The organism is uncultured Rothia sp. (assembly GCF_963555405.1).
Classification (GTDB): domain Bacteria; phylum Actinomycetota; class Actinomycetes; order Actinomycetales; family Micrococcaceae; genus Rothia.
This window is the reverse complement of record NZ_CAUVVO010000003.1, coordinates 114,665-131,618: the sequence shown is the minus strand read 5'-3', so window position 1 is coordinate 131,618 and position 16,954 is coordinate 114,665. Positions and strand designations below refer to the sequence as shown.

Genomic DNA, 16,954 nt, shown 5'->3' with positions numbered 1-16,954 from the left:
ACCTCTTTTCATCGCACCCGCACCGAAGCGCAGGAGGAAGGAATAATAATTCTTCACGTGTATAAATAGTGTATAAAATGCCTGTTTACTGAGCGAGTGGAAGCACGCTTTTTTCACGAAACGGAAGCGCGAGGCGCAAGATCAACCGCCGCGCACATCGCGTTGATTAGACCCAGCAGTTCGGCGGGTTGCAGTTCACGGCCGGTAAAGAGCAGCACCTGCTCCACCGCCTGGTACAGCAGCATCTCCAAGCCGGACACCACCGTGCCGCCGTTCGCCTCCCAGGCGCTCGCTAGCACCGAAGGCCACGGGTTATACGCAACATCGAGCAGTACCGGCCGGTGCGTTGCGGAGGCGCCCTTCAGCCCGCTCAGCTGGCTCGCCCACTCATCCGCCGCATGGGCAGGAAGAGTAGACACCACCGGGTGATGACCGCGCTCCGCAAGATTCTGCGGCAGCTCAGCCAGGGAAACCTGCTCCAGCTGAACACCCAGGCGGTCCGCCGCCTCCTGCACGCTACCGAGCTTATGCAGGGAACGGGCGTACACGCTCACGCAGCGGTAACCCAGCGCGTGCAAGGCGGTCAGGGCAGAAATAGCGGTCGCTCCCCCACCCACAATCGCGGCAGAATCCTTGAGTGGCTCCGGTTCCAAGCCGGCATGACGCAGCGCGTTCACAATGCCGACCACGTCCGTGTTATCGCCCAGAACCTTCTCACCACGCGGATACACCGTATTAACCGCACCGGTCACGCGGGCAGTCTCGCTCAGCTCATCGCAATACTCGATAACTGCGGTCTTCAGCGGCATCGTCACCGACAGACCCGCAATATACGGGGCGTCCTCCGTACCCTTCGGGTGACGCACGCCGTGCATAATCTCCGGCAAATCATCGGGCAGAGTATCGCGGCGATCATACTCAAGATTCGCCTCACCCAAAAAGTCATACGCCGCCCGATGCAGCGCAGGCGACAGCGAATGCGCAATAGGGTGCCCCAGCACGTAGGCACGGCGAAGATACGGGGCCTCGCGATACGGTTCAGTCTTCATCGGCTCTCTTTCGCTCTCACGCTGGGGATCGTTCTCAACGCTGGGTACAGGGACGGCCGCGGGGGCCACCTCCCATTTTAGCGGGTACAGCAAAGGCGGGCACCTCCCCCACTCTCGTGGAGGCGGCACCCGCCTCAGCAAGGAACCTTCACGCCGAAGCCACCAAATCGTAGCTACCGGCTGAACCAATCAGCTGCAGCTTAGCTACAGCGGTTCGGGTGCTTAGAACACCACTGGTTGTACTCTTCAACATAACGCTGGTGCTCAGCGTAAGTGCGGGAGTACTTAGTCTCACCGGAGTCCAGGTCCACAGTCACCCAGTAGTAGTACGGGTTCTTCTCAGGAGCCGCTGCTGCCTTAATCGAAGCCAGCTGCGGGGAACCAATCGGACCCTTCGGAAGACCCTTATTCGCATAAGTGTTGTACTTATTGCTCTTATCGGCCTTCTGCTCTTCAGTCAAGTGGTACGAACGGACACCCAGACCGTAGGTCACGGTCGCATCCGACTGAATCAGACCCGAGGTCTCACCATCGGGGTTGTTCAGACGGTTCTCAATGATGCCTGCAACCGCCACGTAGTCCTTCGGCTGAGCCTCAAGCTCCACGATGGATGCGATGGTCAGAACCTCGAAGATCTTCTGGTCGCCGCTTACGCCGGCTTCCTTCAGGTCAGCCTTGGTCTTATCAACCATGGTCTGAATGACCTTCTTGATGTCGGTATCCTTCGGGAAGCGGTACTCACCCGGGTGCAGCCAACCCTCAATCGAGGGGAAGTTGCTCGGCACACCGTACTGGGTGTAGTTGCTGATCGCGTCCTCAACCTGCTTGCGGGTGAACGCACCGTCCGAACCAGAAACAATCAGGTCAACGGTCTCGCTCACGCGCTTACCCTGCGGAATTGCCAGGTACAGAACGTTGCTGTTCGCCTCAATAATGGTGCTAATAGCGCTCGAGCTGCTCATGTGCTGCTGCAGTTCGTAGGTGCCAGGCTGCAGGTACTTGCCCTTGCTCTCCTTGGTGTACACCTCAACGAACTTATCAGCATCAGCAATGACGCCCGCCGCCTCAAGCTCCTGCGCCACCTGCGCGGTGGACTGGCCAGAACGAATCGTGAACGTCACGGTCGTGCCGTTGCCGTTACCCGAGTAGTCACGATTCTTGAACGGGTCGTAGCGGGTAATCAGGGCACCAGAAATGATGACCAGAGCCACGACAAACAGGGAAATTGCGCTCAGCATGATGGCGCGGCGGCGGCGCTTACGCGCACGCAACGTAGCCACCGACACGATTTCCTGTTCCATCGTGATGCCGGTAATGCCCTTACGTTCATCCTCAGCCGTCGGCCTAAAGAGGTCGAGCCCGCTTTCTTCGGGCTGTTTATTCTGTTCGGTCACTGAAGGTTCTCCGTTTCGTTGACGGCACCGGCCATGGTCCCTTCTGACTCGCACGGTCGGTTTTCTTCGTGGGCCGGATCGCTCACCTTGTACCCGGCTACGGACTGCCCCGCCTTGAGGGCATCCAGGCTGTACTGCAGAATGTTCACAGCCGCCACCTGGTCAACCATAGTCTTGAAATCTCGGCTGGAAACCCCAGCCTCGTGCAGTGCACGGTGAGCGCTCACGGTGGTGAGTCGCTCATCCACCAGCCAAATGTTAATGTGTGTTTTCTCTTCGGAATCCAGCTCGGAGCGCAGAGCCTGAGCGTACTCCCGAGCCATCTCAGTGGAGGGAGAATCCCCACCACGCATGGTCTTCGGAAGGCCGACGAACACCTCCACCACCTCGTTCACCTCAATCAGCTTACGCAGGACGCGGCGGTCAGAGTTCTTCTTCGCGTCGCGGCGCAATGTCTTGAGCGGGGTGGCAAGAATGCCGTCGGGGTCGCTGAGGGCGGTGCCGACGCGGGCATTACCCACATCGACACCCATCCGCACTCCGCGCTGGAATTCTGCCATGTTTAGGCCTGAGCCTGTGCGATAGCGTCGCGGACAGCGTCCAGTGCAGCACCAATCTTGGATGCGTCCTGGCCACCACCCTGAGCGACGTCGTCCTTACCGCCGCCACCGCCGCCGAGAACACCGGCAGCAACGCGGACCAGAGCGCCAGCCTTCACGCCAGCCTCACGAGCGCCCTCATTGGTTGCCACCAGGACGACGGGGCGGCCATTAGCCACACCCACCACGGCGACAACAGCGGCCTCGGAGCCGAAGCGCGAACGCAGATCCAGAGCCAGCTCACGAACGCCGTTAGCGTCCAGTTCGCCAGCGTCATGTGCCAGAACGCGAACAGCACCAATGGTCTGTGCGTTTTCCAGCAGCTTGCCAGCCTCAGCCTGCAGCTTCTCGCGGCGCAGCTGAGCCAGTTCCTTCTCAGCAGCCTTCAGCTTAGCCAGAGTCTGGTTAATCTTCTCCGGCAGATCAGCGGAGGACTGAACCTTCATCAGGCCGGTCAGCTGGTTCACCAGGGTACGCTCAGCAGCCAGGTGGTTGAAGGAATCCAGACCCACCAGAGCCTCAACACGGCGGTTACCGGAGCCAACAGAGCCCTCGGTCAGCAGGGTCAGCGAACCAATCTCAGCGGACGAACCAACGTGGGTACCACCGCAGAGCTCGCGGGAGAACTCGCCGCCGATTTCAACAACACGCACCACGTCGCCGTACTTCTCACCGAAGAGGCTCATAGCGCCCAGAGCCTTAGCCTCAGCCAGCGGCATCTCACGGGTAATCACCTCGTGGTTGTCGCGGATAGCGAGGTTAGCGACCTCTTCAACCTCACGCTTAGCGGACTCGGACAGACCCTCGTTCCACGCGAAGTCGAAGCGCAGGTAGCCTTCCTTGTTGAAGGAGCCACGCTGGGTAGCCTCGTTGCCGAGCACCTGGTGCAGGGCAGCGTGAATGATGTGGGTACCCGAGTGCGCCTTCTCGCCGTCGCGGCGGCGCTGAACGTCAACCTGTGCCACAACATCGGCACCGGTGTGAACCTCGCCCTCACGCACAACGGCGCGGTGAACGCTCAGACCCTTCACGGGCTGCTGAACGTCCTGAACGTCAATGATGAAGCCGTTACCGGTAATCACACCGGTATCAGCTGCCTGGCCACCAGCCTCCGCGTAGAACGGGGTCTCGTCCAGGACAACCTCAATCTTGTTGCCAGCCTTAGCAACGGGAACAGACACGCCGTCCACCAGAATTGCGCGCAGCTTAGTCTCAGTACGCAGCTCGGTGTAGCCGGTGAAGATGGAGCCGCGCTCGTCCACGAGCTTACGCAGCTCGGAGAGGTCGGCAAACGCACCCTTCTTCGCCTTAGCGTCAGCCTGCGCACGGTGACGCTGCTCAGCCATCAGCTCACGGAAGGACTTCTCATCCACCTTCACGCCAGCCTCAGCAGCCATCTCCAGGGTCAGGTCAATCGGGAAGCCGTAGGTGTCGTGCAGAGCAAACGCCTCAGCACCAGAAACAGAGTTCGAGCCATCCTTCTTAGCGGCTGCAACAGCCTCTTCCAGACGCTCAGTACCGGTCTCAATGGTGTGCAGGAACGCCTTCTCCTCAGCGTACGCAATACGCGAAATACGCTCGAAGTCGTCAGCAACGTACGGGAAAGCACCCTTCATCGCGTCACGCGAAGCCGGGAACAGCACGGGCAGGCAGGGCTCAGTCACGCCCAGCAGACGCATAGCGCGAATCGCACGGCGCATCAGGCGGCGCAGAATGTAGCCGCGACCCTCGTTCGAAGGGGTCACGCCATCAGCAATCAGCATCAGCGAGGAGCGGATGTGGTCAGCCACCACGCGCATACGCACGTCGTCCTCGTAGCCCTCATCCTCAGCGGACTCAGAGCCGTGGTACTTCTTACCGGACAGCTTAGAAGCAGCATCCAGAACAGGGCGGACCTGGTCGGTCTCGTAGAAGTTCTCAACACCCTGCAGCAGCATAGCCAGACGCTCAACGCCCAGGCCGGTATCGATGTTCTTCTTCGGCAGGTCACCCAGAATCTCGAAGTCATCCTTGCCGATGCCCTCGCCACGCTGGTACTGCATGAACACGAGGTTCCAAATCTCAATGTAACGGTCGTCGTCAGCCGCCGGGCCGCCTTCCTTACCGTACGCGGGGCCACGGTCGTAGAAGATCTCCGAGTCGGGGCCTGCAGGGCCGGGCTGGCCGGTCGACCAGTAGTTTTCCTTCATGCCCATGCGCTGAATACGCTCAGCAGGGAAACCCACCTTGTTGTGCCAAATATCGAAAGCCTCGTCGTCACCCTCGTAAATGGTGACCCACAGGCGCTCCGGATCCAGACCGAAACCACCCTTATCCTGAGGGGTGGTCAGCAGCTCGTAAGCGAAAGGAATCGCCTGCTCCTTGAAGTAATCACCGAAGGAGAAGTTACCAGCCATCTGGAAGAAGGTACCGTGACGCGCAGTCTTACCGACCTCTTCAATATCCAGGGTGCGGATGCACTTCTGCACGCTGGTCGCGCGGGAGAACGGAGGGGTCTCACGGCCCAGGAAGTAGGGAATGAACGGCACCATACCGGCGATGGTGAACATAGCGCCGGGCTCGTTCGAAATCAGCGATGCCGAAGGCACCACAGTATGGCCGCGGGAAGCGAAGAAATCGATCCAGCGCTTGGAAATCTCCTGTGAGAGCATCTCGTTCCTTAGAGTAATCTGTGCGAAATTCTAAATTAGTCTACTGACCTATGGTGCCTGTCCGAGAGCAAAATGGCTAATCGAGCCACCCTCGTACCGTGGTTAATGGACAAAGGCACCACTTTTTAAAACCTAGTTGAAGAAGCCGTCGCCGAGCTGACGGTCACGCGCAATACGCTGCTCACGCGCTCGCTTCTGAGCCTCTTCCAAGGAGGCAATCTCAGCCTCCACCTCAATGAGCTCACGCTCCGCCAGGCGACGGTTCGTGGACTCAATCTCAGCCGAGCTCATCTGACAATCCCAGGTGTCCAGGGAGCCAGGACGCAAATCCTGCTTCTGGCGCTCCACCTTAGCGTTGAGCTCCATCTCCTTCTCCTGCATGCCTTCACGCACGCGGGCGGCGAACTCAACAGCACGCAACGCATACGGCTGCAGGGGCTTGCCAATCGGCGAATCGAAGAACTTTCCCATCTGAGACTCCGGGTTGAGGGCGAGCTCACCGTGCTCACGCATGAGCAGGGCGCTGCCGGGGGTACGCTGAGCAGGTTCGGAGGCGGCACGCCTGGAAGCGAAGTAACCAACCGCCGCGCCGGCGCCGAGCAGAAGAGCTGAACGAAGCAGACCCATTAGTTCTCACCGCCTGCAGAGTAAGAGCCGCCCTGTGCCGAGCCGTACTGGCCGCCAGTGTTGCCGGCGCCGTGCGCATCGCCGGACTTACCGCCACGGAATGCCTGACGCACACCGTACGAGAAGGACGCAACCTTAATCAGCGGCTGACCCACAGTCGAGGTCACCAGCGAGGACAGTGCAGAAACGTTAGCGGACGCATCCGAAACGTTCGAGGTGATGTCGTCAACCTTCTCCAGCTGCTCATTAGTAGTCACCACAGTGCGGGTCACCTCTTCAATGAGGGGGCCGGTGCTCTGGTTCAGCGAACGAATCGTCACGATCAGCTCATCAAACACCTTAGTCAAGCGAATAATGGGTAGCGCAAGCAGAGCCACCAGAATCGCAAAAACTCCCGCTGCAATCAGGCCCGCAATATCTCCGCCGGTCATCTATAACCCCATTCCGCTCAATGCATGATGCTTATCAATAGTCGTACAGGACCGCGTGCCACCGTGGCGCGCAGCCGGACTGCATACACAGTTCAGGACTGTATACACAGCTCAATCCCTTATTTTAGTCGATAAATCCTTCAAGCGCCCCTTAAACTCTCATGAAACTCCCAGCGACGGAAGATTCACAGGTTCCACAGCGCCACTGCACTCTGGTGTATAAGCCCCAAAACCCGCGCGTTAAACGGGAACAACCCGCCCCCACCAAACGGTGCAGGACGGGTTGCTTCTCGAAAAATCGAGATTATGCCAGACGCGAGTAGTACTCAACGACCTGCTGCTCGTCGCAGATCACGGGGATCTCTTCACGCTTGGGCTTACGCTCAAGCTTTGCGTGCAGCTTCTCAATCTCAACGTTCAGGTATGCGGGAACCTCGGGCAGAACTGCCTGGTGCTCGCCAGCAGCCGCAGCCTGGAAGGGGGCAGTCTTCTCAGCCTTGGGGTGAACGTGGATCAGCTGGCCGGGCTTGACGAGGAACGAGGGGCGGTCCACGCGAACACCGTCAACCATGATGTGACGGTGAACAACCATCTGACGTGCCTGTGCAATGGTGCGGGCGAAACCTGCACGCAGAACCAGGGCATCGAGGCGGGTCTCGAGCAGCTCGACCATGTTCTTACCGGTCTGGCCCTCGGTACGCTTTGCCTCGAGGTATGCGCGGCGCATCTGTGCCTCGCGGATGTTGTACTGAGCGCGCAGACGCTGCTTTTCCTTCAGCTGGGTAGCGTAGTTAGAGTCAGCCTTCTTGCGGGCACGGCCGTGCTGGCCGGGGCCGTAAGGACGACGCTCGAGGTACTTTTCTGCCTTCGGGGTCAGTGCAATGCCCAGGGCACGGGACTGACGCACGGTACGGCGGGTGCGGTTGTGCTTAGCCACAATCTACCTTTCTATGTGAGGCTCCTGCACCCTCACGGGTGGGGCCTCGGTCTGTTGAATACTGGCCTCCTCGGTTGACCCCGCCGGGATCCGTACGCGACCGGTTCGGTCGTTGCTGTACGGCGGTGGGGCGGAGAGCTCGGGGCAGAGTACCCCGCAGCTACATTACTGACGCACGCACGGATGCGGGCACAGTAATTGCCAGACCCGTCAAGCTTACCGGATGCGCCCCGGCTTTACCAGCCTTTTGGGGATTCTTTGGTTCAAATCACGGTGCATGTGGGTTTTTGATGGTTACCCACACGACCCCAACAGAAAATATTTGCACCCGTCAGCGCTATTTAGGTGCACCTTCCCCGAAAAATTGCGGTGCCGAGATGTTGGATTGTAATCATTTCGTTATTTTTAACCTGTGAATCTATGGGAATAGCTTGAATCAGACTCCCATATCGCCTAGACTAGAGACCATAACAAGCTTGACCTCCGCCCTTCCGGGATTGGCCGACAGTCAAGACGTCTATCACAACTCAAAACTCTGATGCGGTGCGCAGTACTACCGAGGTACTACGCACCGCTTTCTGTTTGCCCTCTTTTAGGTGGTGGGGTCTTTTAGGAGGCGCGGCAAGCTGCCCGGCGAACCCTCCCGCGCGGCTAGTTTGGTGGCTAGTTGATGCGGGGCTCTCATTGCTCAAACAAATCTACGCCGTAAAACTGTACCCACACAGTGCAGCAGCCGTAGCTTCATTGGGAGCAATAAGCTCAGCAATGACCTCGTCTGGGTTTGGTAAATCTGGGTTCGGCACAGCAGAATCATCCCAGTCAATATCGAACACAAAAAGAACAACTTCCTCAGCAGGGACGTCAAAAAGCTCGACAACAGACGGTAGGCTACGCATATCCCCCGCGAGATTATCTGTCACCTCTGTGAAAAGTAGCGTATAAGTGAGCAGTTCCCCGTCAACCATCTCACGCCACGTAGTCCACCCCTCCGGAGCCACAGCATGGAGTAGAGAATACGGGGTGAAAACGTGGGTGTGCGGGCCAAAAGTTACCTCTACAGCAGACCCCTGACCGGTAGCTCCACGGCGCAAAGGATTACTCACAATTTGCCAACCCACATACTCCTGATGCACGAGGCACACGGTCGCCTCATAGATACCGTCACCTACCGTAAAGCGAAGACCCGACTCTGACAGAAGCTCCGGCTCACCCTTCACGTAAAGTGCCGACCGGCGCGCCAAACAATAGGCCTTCCGCCCAGCATAAAGTTCACCTCGAGAACTAAGCCCACTGAAGTCATGCACCAGCTCGGCAGCAGTCATGGGAGGTGAGGAAAGAGAGAGCTTCATCCGTTCATTCCACAAGTGTCGTAGGCGTCTGTGCGCGTTCGATTCAAACCACACAGCAAATTCATCAGGATAATTCTCACCGCAACTGTGTGCAGTGAATCGGCGCGGCTAGTTACCGCCGTCAAGAATCCTGCGGATACGCTCACGACGCTCCGTCAACGTACGCTCAAAACCGTGCTGCGTCGGCTCGTAGTAAACCGTGCCACGCAGAGTATCCGGCAGGTACTGTTGCGCCGCCACGTGGCCCGGCGCATCATGCGCATAAATGTAGCCGTCACCGTGACCAAACTGCTTAGCCCCCGCATAATGGGCGTCACGCAGATGCACCGGAACCTGACCCGAGGCGCCCGCACGGACATCCGCAATCGCGCGGTTAATAGCGTTATACGCGGCATTCGACTTCGGCGCGAGCGCACAATAAATCACCGCCTGCGACAGGATAATACGAGCCTCCGGCATGCCCACCAGCGCCACCGACTGCGCCGCAGCCGTCGCCATCTGCAACGCCTGCGGATCAGCCAAACCGATGTCTTCGCTCGCCAGAATCATGATGCGACGCGCCACGAAACGCGGATCCTCGCCACCCTCCAGCATGCGCGCCAGGTAGTGCACCGCGGCATCCGCATCGGAGCCGCGCATGGACTTAATGAACGCACTCACCACGTCATAATGCTGATCGCCCGAACGGTCGTAACGAATTGCGGCGCGGTCCACCGCCTCCGTGGCGTGCGCCAGAGTGATGCGGACGGGCGCGGCAGATTCGGGGTCCTTCTCCCCCGCCGGGTCTGCTGAGCGCACTGAATCCTCGGACGAGTTGGCGGTATCGGGGTCAGCGAGGTCAGCCTCTTCAGAGGTGGGTTCTGCTACATCAGTTTCTGCGGGGCTGGTTTCTGCTGTGGTATTTCCCGCAGCTTCAGCCTCACTAAACGCAATCGCAGCCGCCGCCTCCAGCGAGGTCAGGGAGCGGCGAGCGTCGCCTCCAGAAACCGCCGCGAGGTGGGCGCGCGCATCCGCATCAATCACGGCAGCGCCACCAAAACCGCGCGGGTCGGCCAAGGCGCGGTCAATCAGCCGCTCAATATCGGACTGCTCCAGCGAATGAACCCGCAACAACAGCGAGCGCGAAAGCAGCGGCGAAATAATGCTGAACGACGGGTTCTCGGTCGTGGCCGCCACCAGAATCACCCAGCGGTTCTCCACGCCGGGCAGGAGCGCATCCTGCTGGGCCTTCGTGAAACGGTGAATCTCATCGAGGAAGAGCACGGTGGTCGTGCCGTACATGTCGCGGTCGAGCAGTGCCTGGTCCATGACCGCGCGAACATCCTTCACGCCCGCGGTAATCGCCGAAAGCTCCACGAACTTGCGGCCCGGCGCGCGCGCAATCACGTGCGCCAGGGTGGTCTTACCCGTACCCGGCGGGCCGTACAGAATCACCGAGGACGGGCCTGCCGGGCCGGCGTTCTCCCCCGCCAGCACGCGCAGGGGCGAGCCGGGGGTCAGCAGGTGTTCCTGGCCGAGAACCTCGTCGATGGTGCGCGGACGCATGCGCACCGCCAGGGGTGCGCGGGATGCCGAACGTGCAGAGCGCGCACGCGACACAGAGGGGCGTGAGGAGGTGGGCTCCTCGGCGGGCGCACCAATCAGGCTCACGCGGTCCCCGTCATCGGGCAGCTCAAGATCAAAGAGGGAATCAGCCATAGTCTTACTCTATCGTTTCACAGGCTTGAGGTGGGCGCGGGGTGTGGATTTAGCTCGCGGCGTGAAGCCACACGGGTTTTCGATGGGGTTTCGATAGGTTAGTGTCTTCGCCGTGGGTTTTAAACCCCTGGGCAAGGCTATAAACCCAGGAGCAATCCACTAACCTATCGAAAGCGCCGGTCCTAGAGGGTCTCGCTGTCGAGAATCAGGGTCACCGGGCCGTCATTGACGAGCTCCACCTGCATATCCGCGCCGAACACGCCGGTCTCCACATGCAGGCCACGCTCACGCAGCGCCTGAACGTAATCATTAAACAGCGGCTCACTCACCGGGCCCGGCGCCGCAGCAGACCAGGAGGGGCGGCGTCCCTTCTTCGCATCCCCGTACAAGGTGAACTGGCTGACCGCCAGCACGGGCGCACCCTCATCGAGGAGGGACTTCTCCCCCTCCAGCAGGCGCAGGTTCGCGGTCTTATCGGCAAGCTTCGCAATCTGCGCCGCACCGTCACCGTGGGTGATGCCGACCAGCACCAGGTAGCCGGGCCGGTCAATCGCGCCGACCGTCTCACCGTTCACGCGCACTGCCGCGTGGGTCACTCGCTGAATAACTACTCGCATCGTTCACCTTTCATCATGGAGCCGAATTTCACCGGGCTCATACATCTCTTTCGACACCATTCGCGGCGGCCGGTCTAGAGGCAGCCGCCTCAGAGTACGCCGCGTAGCTGCACGGCACGCAAAAACTGGTTCGCCGCCCGCGGGGTGCGGAACTCAATAAAACGCTTCTGCAGATGCTGCCCGCGAGCCTCCGCCAGTAGCTCACCGACGTGTGGGTAGCTCCTCCACGTGTACCGAATCATGTTGTCCGGGTCGCGCAGAATATTCCACAGCGGCGGCTCCACGTTATCAGCCCACAGCTTCTGCCCCGTCACCGCGCGGCGCACCGTCCGGCGAACCACACGCCACATGACCACCGCGCGACTATAGCGCAGGTAAATCACCACGTCCGCGCGCTCCAGCAGGCGGCCACGCACCTGCGGATACTGCCACTCCGTAATCCACGCGGGCTGCTCAATGAGCGCCTGAACATCCGCCTCAAAACTAGGGCGCGGAGTCCAGTCCGGACCCCAATGCAACGAATCCATTTCCGTATGCGGAATGCCCAGGAGGCGCCCCAACCGCGCCGCAAACGTCGTCTTGCCGCTACCGCTCGGACCCGCAATCAGGATGCGCATGCTCCCCTCCCCCTTGATTAGTGCACAAATCGGCACGCACGCCAGTTAATACAAAAGGTGGGCTGCGACCCTGCACCAGCAGCATACACAGCCCACCCTCAACGGCGACCCCGGCACAACTCAACGCCCGCCGGGTTCACGCCGCACAGCCTCACACCCCACACGGGGCGCACGACCAAAGACGAGAGAAGATTACTCCTCGTCCTTCTTCTTCGGCTTGAAATCAACGCCAGCTTCCTTACGCTGCTCCGGAGTAATCGGTGCAGGTGCGGCAGTCAGCGGATCGTAGCCGTTACCGGTCTTCGGGAACGCGATAACCTCGCGAATCGAATCAACACCAGCCAGCAGGGACACAATACGGTCCCAACCGAACGCAATACCACCCATGGGCGGTGCGCCGTACTTGAACGCATCCAGCAGGAAGCCGAACTTCTCCTGAGCCTCTTCCTCACCAATGCCCATCACAGCGAACACACGTTCCTGCACGTCACGGCGGTGAATACGGATCGAGCCGCCACCAATCTCGTTGCCGTTGCAGACAATGTCGTAAGCGTACGCCAGAGCCGAACCCGGGTCGGTGTCGAAGGTGTCCAGGAACTCGGGCTTCGGGGAGGTGAACGCGTGGTGCACGGCGGTCCACGCGGAGTGCCCCAGAGCCACGTCACCGGACTCAGTAGCCTCAGCAGAAGACTCGAACATGGGAGCGTCAACAACCCACACGAAGGACCACTCGCCGTCCTTAATCAGGCCGGTACGGTGACCAATCTCAACACGAGCAGCACCCAGCAGCGCACGGGAAGCCTTAGCCTCACCAGCAGCGAAGAAGATGCAGTCGCCGGGCTTCGCGCCGGTAGCCTCAGCCAGGCCAGCACGCTCAGCGTCAGTAATGTTCTTAGCCACGGGGCCGGTCAGCTCACCATCCTCCTGAATGAGAACGTAAGCCAGGCCCTTAGCGCCGCGCTGCTTAGCCCACTCCTGCCAAGCGTCCAGGGTACGGCGGGGCTGGGATGCGCCACCGGGCATCACAACGGCGCCCACGTAAGGAGCCTTGAACACGCGGAAAGTGGTGTCCTTGAAGTACTCAGTCAGCTCAGTCAGCTCCAGGCCGAAGCGCAGGTCAGGCTTGTCCGAACCGTACTTCTCCATCGCATCCTTGTAGGTCATGCGCTGAATCGGGCGGGGAACCTTCACGTCAATCAGGTTCCACACAGCCTCAACGATGCGCTCGCCCAGGTCGATAATGTCTTCCTGGTCAACGAACGAAGCCTCAATGTCCAGCTGAGTGAACTCGGGCTGACGGTCGGCGCGGAAGTCCTCGTCACGGTAGCAGCGAGCAATCTGGTAGTACTTCTCAATACCGCCCACCTGCAGCAGCTGCTTGAACAGCTGCGGGGACTGCGGCAGAGCGTACCACGAACCCGGAGCCAGACGAGCCGGCACCAGGAAGTCACGCGCACCCTCAGGGGTGGAACGGGTCAGGGTCGGGGTCTCAACCTCAATGTAGCCGTCCTCGGCCAGCAGGTTGCGTGCCGCACGGTTCGCTTCCGAACGCAGGCGCATGATGCGGGCCGGCTCCGGGCGGCGAAGATCCAGGTAGCGGTAGCGCAGGCGCGCCTCCTCACCCACCTCAACGTGCTCGTCAATCTGGAAAGGCAGCGGAGCCGCGGTGTTCAGCACCTCAACGGCAGACACCTCAACCTCAATCTCACCGGTCGCCAGGTTCGGGTTCTCGTTACCCTCCGGGCGCTTAGTCACCAGACCGGTCACGCGCAGAACGTACTCGTTGCGCAGGTGCTCGAAGTCAGCCTCGTTGTGGAAAACACACTGGGTGACACCCTCACGGTCACGCAGGTCAACGAAGGCGACACCACCGTGGTCGCGGCGACGAGCCACCCAACCGGTCAGGGTAACAGTCTCTCCAATATTTGCGGCGGTCAGCTCGCCGTTGGTGTGAGTGCGAAGCACAGACATTCCTTTCATAGCGGGCACCTCACGACTATAGACAGTAGCCGGGTACTCGCGGTTGATGATATGCGCACACTGCGTGCGCCTCATATATTGTATCCCCTCCGGGCAGGTCGAGGGTCAGAAAATGAGTTGAGGAGGCGGGGTGTGGATTTGTGCCATGGTTTAGCGTCTTCTGTCGTAGTTAAAAACCATGGCAGAAGACGCTAACCTATGGTCGAAATTTGTAACGTTGGCTTTACCGCATGAGCAGCCCCCGAAGATGGGCAATAACTTCCCGCTCTTTCTGAAAAATATCAGCCCAGGTTAGATGCACGACCGTCCACCCGGCGCGGGCTAGGGCACGGTCGCGAGCTGCCTCGTAGCGGTCCCTGCCTGGGTGGTCCAGGTACTTCTGTTCACCGTCGAACTCAAGAATCACACGCGCCTCGGGCCAGGCGAAGTCCACCCGGTAGTTACGGCCCTCGCACGAAATCGGGTATTGTGTAACGGGCAGGGGTAGCCTGTGTTCCATGAGTAGGCACCGGGTGAGGCTTTCACCCGCCGACTCGCTGGATGCATCCACCGCCTGCGCCAGAGCACGCCCGGAGGAACCGCCGTACCCGGTGAGGTTCAGCAGAATCTCAGTCACCTCGTGGGGTTCCAAGAGTCCCCGCCGCATGATGGAGTCAGCGAGGACTACCGCCTCCCGAAAGGGCATAGTGCGCGCACAATCCTGTAGCGTGCGAGTCACCGTTGTCGCCATGACGGGGGTACCGGGTATTGCGGTCACCGCATTAGGGTCAAAACCTCGCCTGTGCCTGCAGATGCGCCCCCTATCAGATGGACTAGTGGCAGTACTGTACACGTGCACGATTGAGGGCGCATTGAGTACATCTAGCCCCCAAAGTGCAGCGGCTGATGAGTGTGAAAAGACCCCCTGAAGACCCATGAGGTGAGCAGCAATGCACCGTACCGCAAGCCGCTCATCCGGAGTGAGCGACTGGGCATCGCGGGAATAAATATAGGCTCCTCGCTGGATACGTTGTAGGGTTCCTTCCGCTACCATTGCGCGGATATGCCGGGTTCCAATACCTCGTGAGTTGAGGATGCGAGGGGTGAGCACGAGAGGATACAGCTCGGCGGCGCGTGTGGTTTGGGGTTGTGCGGCTTGGGTTTGGGGGTTCAGGATATTTGCGGTGTTCATAGGCTTTATCCTGGCAGTCTCTGCGAAGTTGTGGGGCCTATTCGTGAAATCTGTGGATAACTTCGCTGTTTTTATGGAAATATCCGTTATCCACAGGTTTAGGTTGTATCCCCAGATTTTTGTGCCATAGTTTAGCGTTTTCTGCCATGGTTTTTAACTACGACAGAAGCCGCTAAACCATGGCACAAATTCACAGGGCAGAAAGTGCGACAAAAAGACCCGCCCGGCGGGGAGGTCAACATCCTCCCCACCAGGCGGGTACACATCCATATGCAGGCTTGCAGTAGCCAAATACTACAGCAGCCAGATATTACGGTATGACAGGTATTTACAGACCCTCGGCACGCACAATCTGAACGTGCAGGTCCTCAGCCGGCGGCATCCACGAATTCGGATCGGCAGCAACCTGCTCACCCGAACGGATATCCTTCACCTCGTGAACCGGGGCACCCGACTCATCCGAAGAAATGAACCAGACGAACGGAATGCCGCGCTTCTCAGCGTACTTAATCTGCTTGCCGAACTTCGCCGCGTTCGCAGACACCTCGCAGGCGATACCGCGGGCGCGCAGTGCATCCGCAACATCATTCGCGGCGGACCAGCCCTCATCATTAGTCAGGGCCACGAACACGGCCGAAGGCACCTTACGGCTTGCCTGCGCAAAGCCCTGCGACAGGATGCGAGCCACCACGCGGGTCACGCCAATCGACAGGCCAACACCCGGGTAAGTCTTCTTACCGTTCGACGCCAGCGACTCGTAACGGCCACCCGAGCAGATCGAACCCAGCGACTCGTGACCAACCAGCACGGTCTCGTACACGGTGCCGGTGTAGTAGTCCAGGCCGCGGGCAATCGACAGGTCGGCCAGCACCTTACCCGGTGCGCGGCGGGACGCCTCCTCAATGACCTCAGCCAGCTCAGCAAGACCCTGATCAAGCAGCTCGTGCTCCACCGAGTACTTAGCGGCAAGCGCACGTACCTGCTCCACGAAGGATGCATCCTCGGTACGAATCTGCGCCAGCTCCAGGGCGGCCGCGGCAGCCTCCGCGCTCGCACCGGCCTCGGACTGAAGCTCCTCAGCCACGCGCTCGGGACCAATCTTCTCCAGCTTGTCGATGGAGCGCAGCACGGCCGCGGTGTCGGTCAGGCCCAGGCCCAGGTAGAAGCCCTCGGCCAGCTTGCGGTTATTCACGCGTAGCTTGAAGTCGGGAATCGGCAGCTTCGACAGCGCATCGACAACAACCAGCGCCAGGGTCACGTCGTAACGGAACGGCAGCTCGCCGTCACCAACCACGTCAATATCAGCCTGAGTGAACTCGCGGGCACGACCCTCCTGCGGGCGCTCACCACGCCACACCTTCTGAATCTGGTAACGCGAGAACGGGAAATTCAGGTAACCGGCGTTCTCCACCACGTAACGGGCAAACGGCACGGTCAGATCAAAGTGCAGAGCCAGCTTTTCCTTAGCCTTCGCGGCCTCATCCTCCTGCAGGCGAGAAATTGCGTAAACTTCCTTGTCAATCTCACCCTTGCGCAGCAGCTGCTCAATAGTCTCTACCGAACGAGTCTCAATCGGGGAGAAACCGTGCAACTCAAAAGTCTCACGCAGAGTGTCCAGAACATGATTCTCAACCAACCGCTCAGCCGGAAGATACTCGGGAAAACCAGACAGCGAAGCCTTGCGAGCCATACGCGATACTCCTTGACAAAGAACTCGACAACAAAACCCCGGAACACCTCCGGGCATATCTACCCATCATACCAACACCCGCCCCAGCACAGCACCCACTCCCCCAGCTCACCCGACACAAACCCGCACAAACCCGCGGCCGGA

The 16,954-nt window shown here is 59.8% G+C and carries 14 protein-coding genes; all 14 read right to left on the bottom strand.

Translation table 11 applies throughout. From position 1 onward, the window contains the following. Positions 1–113: 113 nt before the first annotated feature. Positions 114–1,049: a shikimate dehydrogenase gene (locus tag RWL87_RS03325; protein WP_313968907.1), complete on the bottom strand. Its 936-nt coding sequence runs from the start codon at positions 1,047–1,049 to the stop codon at positions 114–116. Between the two features lie 200 nt (positions 1,050–1,249). Further along, positions 1,250–2,443 (bottom strand): endolytic transglycosylase MltG, encoded by a 1,194-nt coding sequence (gene mltG / locus RWL87_RS03320; protein ID WP_313968906.1) that lies wholly within the window; start codon positions 2,441–2,443, stop codon positions 1,250–1,252. Beyond that, the gene (ruvX, locus tag RWL87_RS03315; RefSeq protein ID WP_313968905.1) at positions 2,440–3,003 is read right to left on the bottom strand and encodes a Holliday junction resolvase RuvX; all 564 of its coding nucleotides are present in this window, start codon (positions 3,001–3,003) and stop codon (positions 2,440–2,442) included. The genes mltG and ruvX overlap by 4 nt, the downstream gene beginning before the upstream one ends. Positions 3,004–3,005: 2 nt before the next feature. Continuing rightward, the gene (gene alaS, locus RWL87_RS03310; protein ID WP_313968904.1) at positions 3,006–5,693 is read right to left on the bottom strand and encodes an alanine--tRNA ligase; all 2,688 of its coding nucleotides are present in this window, start codon (positions 5,691–5,693) and stop codon (positions 3,006–3,008) included. Positions 5,694–5,825: 132 nt separating this feature from the next. Then, positions 5,826–6,320, bottom strand: coding sequence for a peptide chain release factor 4 (locus RWL87_RS03305; protein ID WP_313968903.1), 495 nt, complete (start codon positions 6,318–6,320; stop codon positions 5,826–5,828). After that, on the bottom strand, positions 6,320–6,751 hold the full coding sequence (locus RWL87_RS03300) for a DUF948 domain-containing protein (protein ID WP_313968902.1): 432 nt from the start codon (positions 6,749–6,751) through the stop codon (positions 6,320–6,322). The genes RWL87_RS03305 and RWL87_RS03300 overlap by 1 nt, the downstream gene beginning before the upstream one ends. Before the next feature lie 304 nt (positions 6,752–7,055). After that, the gene (rpsD, locus tag RWL87_RS03295) at positions 7,056–7,688 is read right to left on the bottom strand and encodes a 30S ribosomal protein S4 (protein ID WP_296546074.1); all 633 of its coding nucleotides are present in this window, start codon (positions 7,686–7,688) and stop codon (positions 7,056–7,058) included. A gap of 698 nt (positions 7,689–8,386) precedes the next feature. After that, positions 8,387–9,037, bottom strand: coding sequence for a hypothetical protein (locus tag RWL87_RS03290; protein ID WP_313968901.1), 651 nt, complete (start codon positions 9,035–9,037; stop codon positions 8,387–8,389). Positions 9,038–9,145: 108 nt separating this feature from the next. Continuing rightward, positions 9,146–10,735, bottom strand: a complete 1,590-nt coding sequence (locus RWL87_RS03285; RefSeq protein WP_313968900.1) for a replication-associated recombination protein A — start codon at positions 10,733–10,735, stop codon at positions 9,146–9,148. Positions 10,736–10,917: 182 nt separating this feature from the next. After that, the gene (gene dtd / locus RWL87_RS03280) at positions 10,918–11,352 is read right to left on the bottom strand and encodes a D-aminoacyl-tRNA deacylase (RefSeq protein WP_313968899.1); all 435 of its coding nucleotides are present in this window, start codon (positions 11,350–11,352) and stop codon (positions 10,918–10,920) included. 89 nt (positions 11,353–11,441) lie between these two features. Next, positions 11,442–11,969, bottom strand: a complete 528-nt coding sequence (locus RWL87_RS03275) for an adenylate kinase (RefSeq protein WP_313968898.1) — start codon at positions 11,967–11,969, stop codon at positions 11,442–11,444. A gap of 192 nt (positions 11,970–12,161) precedes the next feature. Continuing rightward, complete coding sequence (gene aspS, locus RWL87_RS03270; protein WP_313968897.1) at positions 12,162–13,934, bottom strand: aspartate--tRNA ligase; 1,773 nt, start codon at positions 13,932–13,934, stop codon at positions 12,162–12,164. A gap of 238 nt (positions 13,935–14,172) precedes the next feature. Beyond that, the gene (locus tag RWL87_RS03265) at positions 14,173–14,565 is read right to left on the bottom strand and encodes a DUF559 domain-containing protein (RefSeq protein ID WP_313968896.1); all 393 of its coding nucleotides are present in this window, start codon (positions 14,563–14,565) and stop codon (positions 14,173–14,175) included. Positions 14,566–15,448: 883 nt separating this feature from the next. Next, positions 15,449–16,810 (bottom strand): histidine--tRNA ligase, encoded by a 1,362-nt coding sequence (hisS, locus tag RWL87_RS03260; RefSeq protein ID WP_070847768.1) that lies wholly within the window; start codon positions 16,808–16,810, stop codon positions 15,449–15,451. Between the last annotated feature and the right edge of the window lie 144 nt (positions 16,811–16,954).

What these genes read in the sequence shown, in the direction of transcription:
- RWL87_RS03325 (WP_313968907.1), bottom strand. Translation starts at nt 1,049, where the DNA reads ATGAAGACTGAACCGTATCGCGAGGCCCCGTATCTTCGCCGTGCCTAC.
- ruvX (WP_313968905.1), bottom strand. Translation starts at nt 3,003, where the DNA reads ATGGCAGAATTCCAGCGCGGAGTGCGGATGGGTGTCGATGTGGGTAAT.
- alaS (WP_313968904.1), bottom strand. Translation starts at nt 5,693, where the DNA reads ATGCTCTCACAGGAGATTTCCAAGCGCTGGATCGATTTCTTCGCTTCC.
- RWL87_RS03305 (WP_313968903.1), bottom strand. Translation starts at nt 6,320, where the DNA reads ATGGGTCTGCTTCGTTCAGCTCTTCTGCTCGGCGCCGGCGCGGCGGTT.
- RWL87_RS03300 (WP_313968902.1), bottom strand. Translation starts at nt 6,751, where the DNA reads ATGACCGGCGGAGATATTGCGGGCCTGATTGCAGCGGGAGTTTTTGCG.
- RWL87_RS03290 (WP_313968901.1), bottom strand. Translation starts at nt 9,037, where the DNA reads ATGAAGCTCTCTCTTTCCTCACCTCCCATGACTGCTGCCGAGCTGGTG.
- RWL87_RS03285 (WP_313968900.1), bottom strand. Translation starts at nt 10,735, where the DNA reads ATGGCTGATTCCCTCTTTGATCTTGAGCTGCCCGATGACGGGGACCGC.
- dtd (WP_313968899.1), bottom strand. Translation starts at nt 11,352, where the DNA reads ATGCGAGTAGTTATTCAGCGAGTGACCCACGCGGCAGTGCGCGTGAAC.
- RWL87_RS03275 (WP_313968898.1), bottom strand. Translation starts at nt 11,969, where the DNA reads ATGCGCATCCTGATTGCGGGTCCGAGCGGTAGCGGCAAGACGACGTTT.
- hisS (WP_070847768.1), bottom strand. Translation starts at nt 16,810, where the DNA reads ATGGCTCGCAAGGCTTCGCTGTCTGGTTTTCCCGAGTATCTTCCGGCT.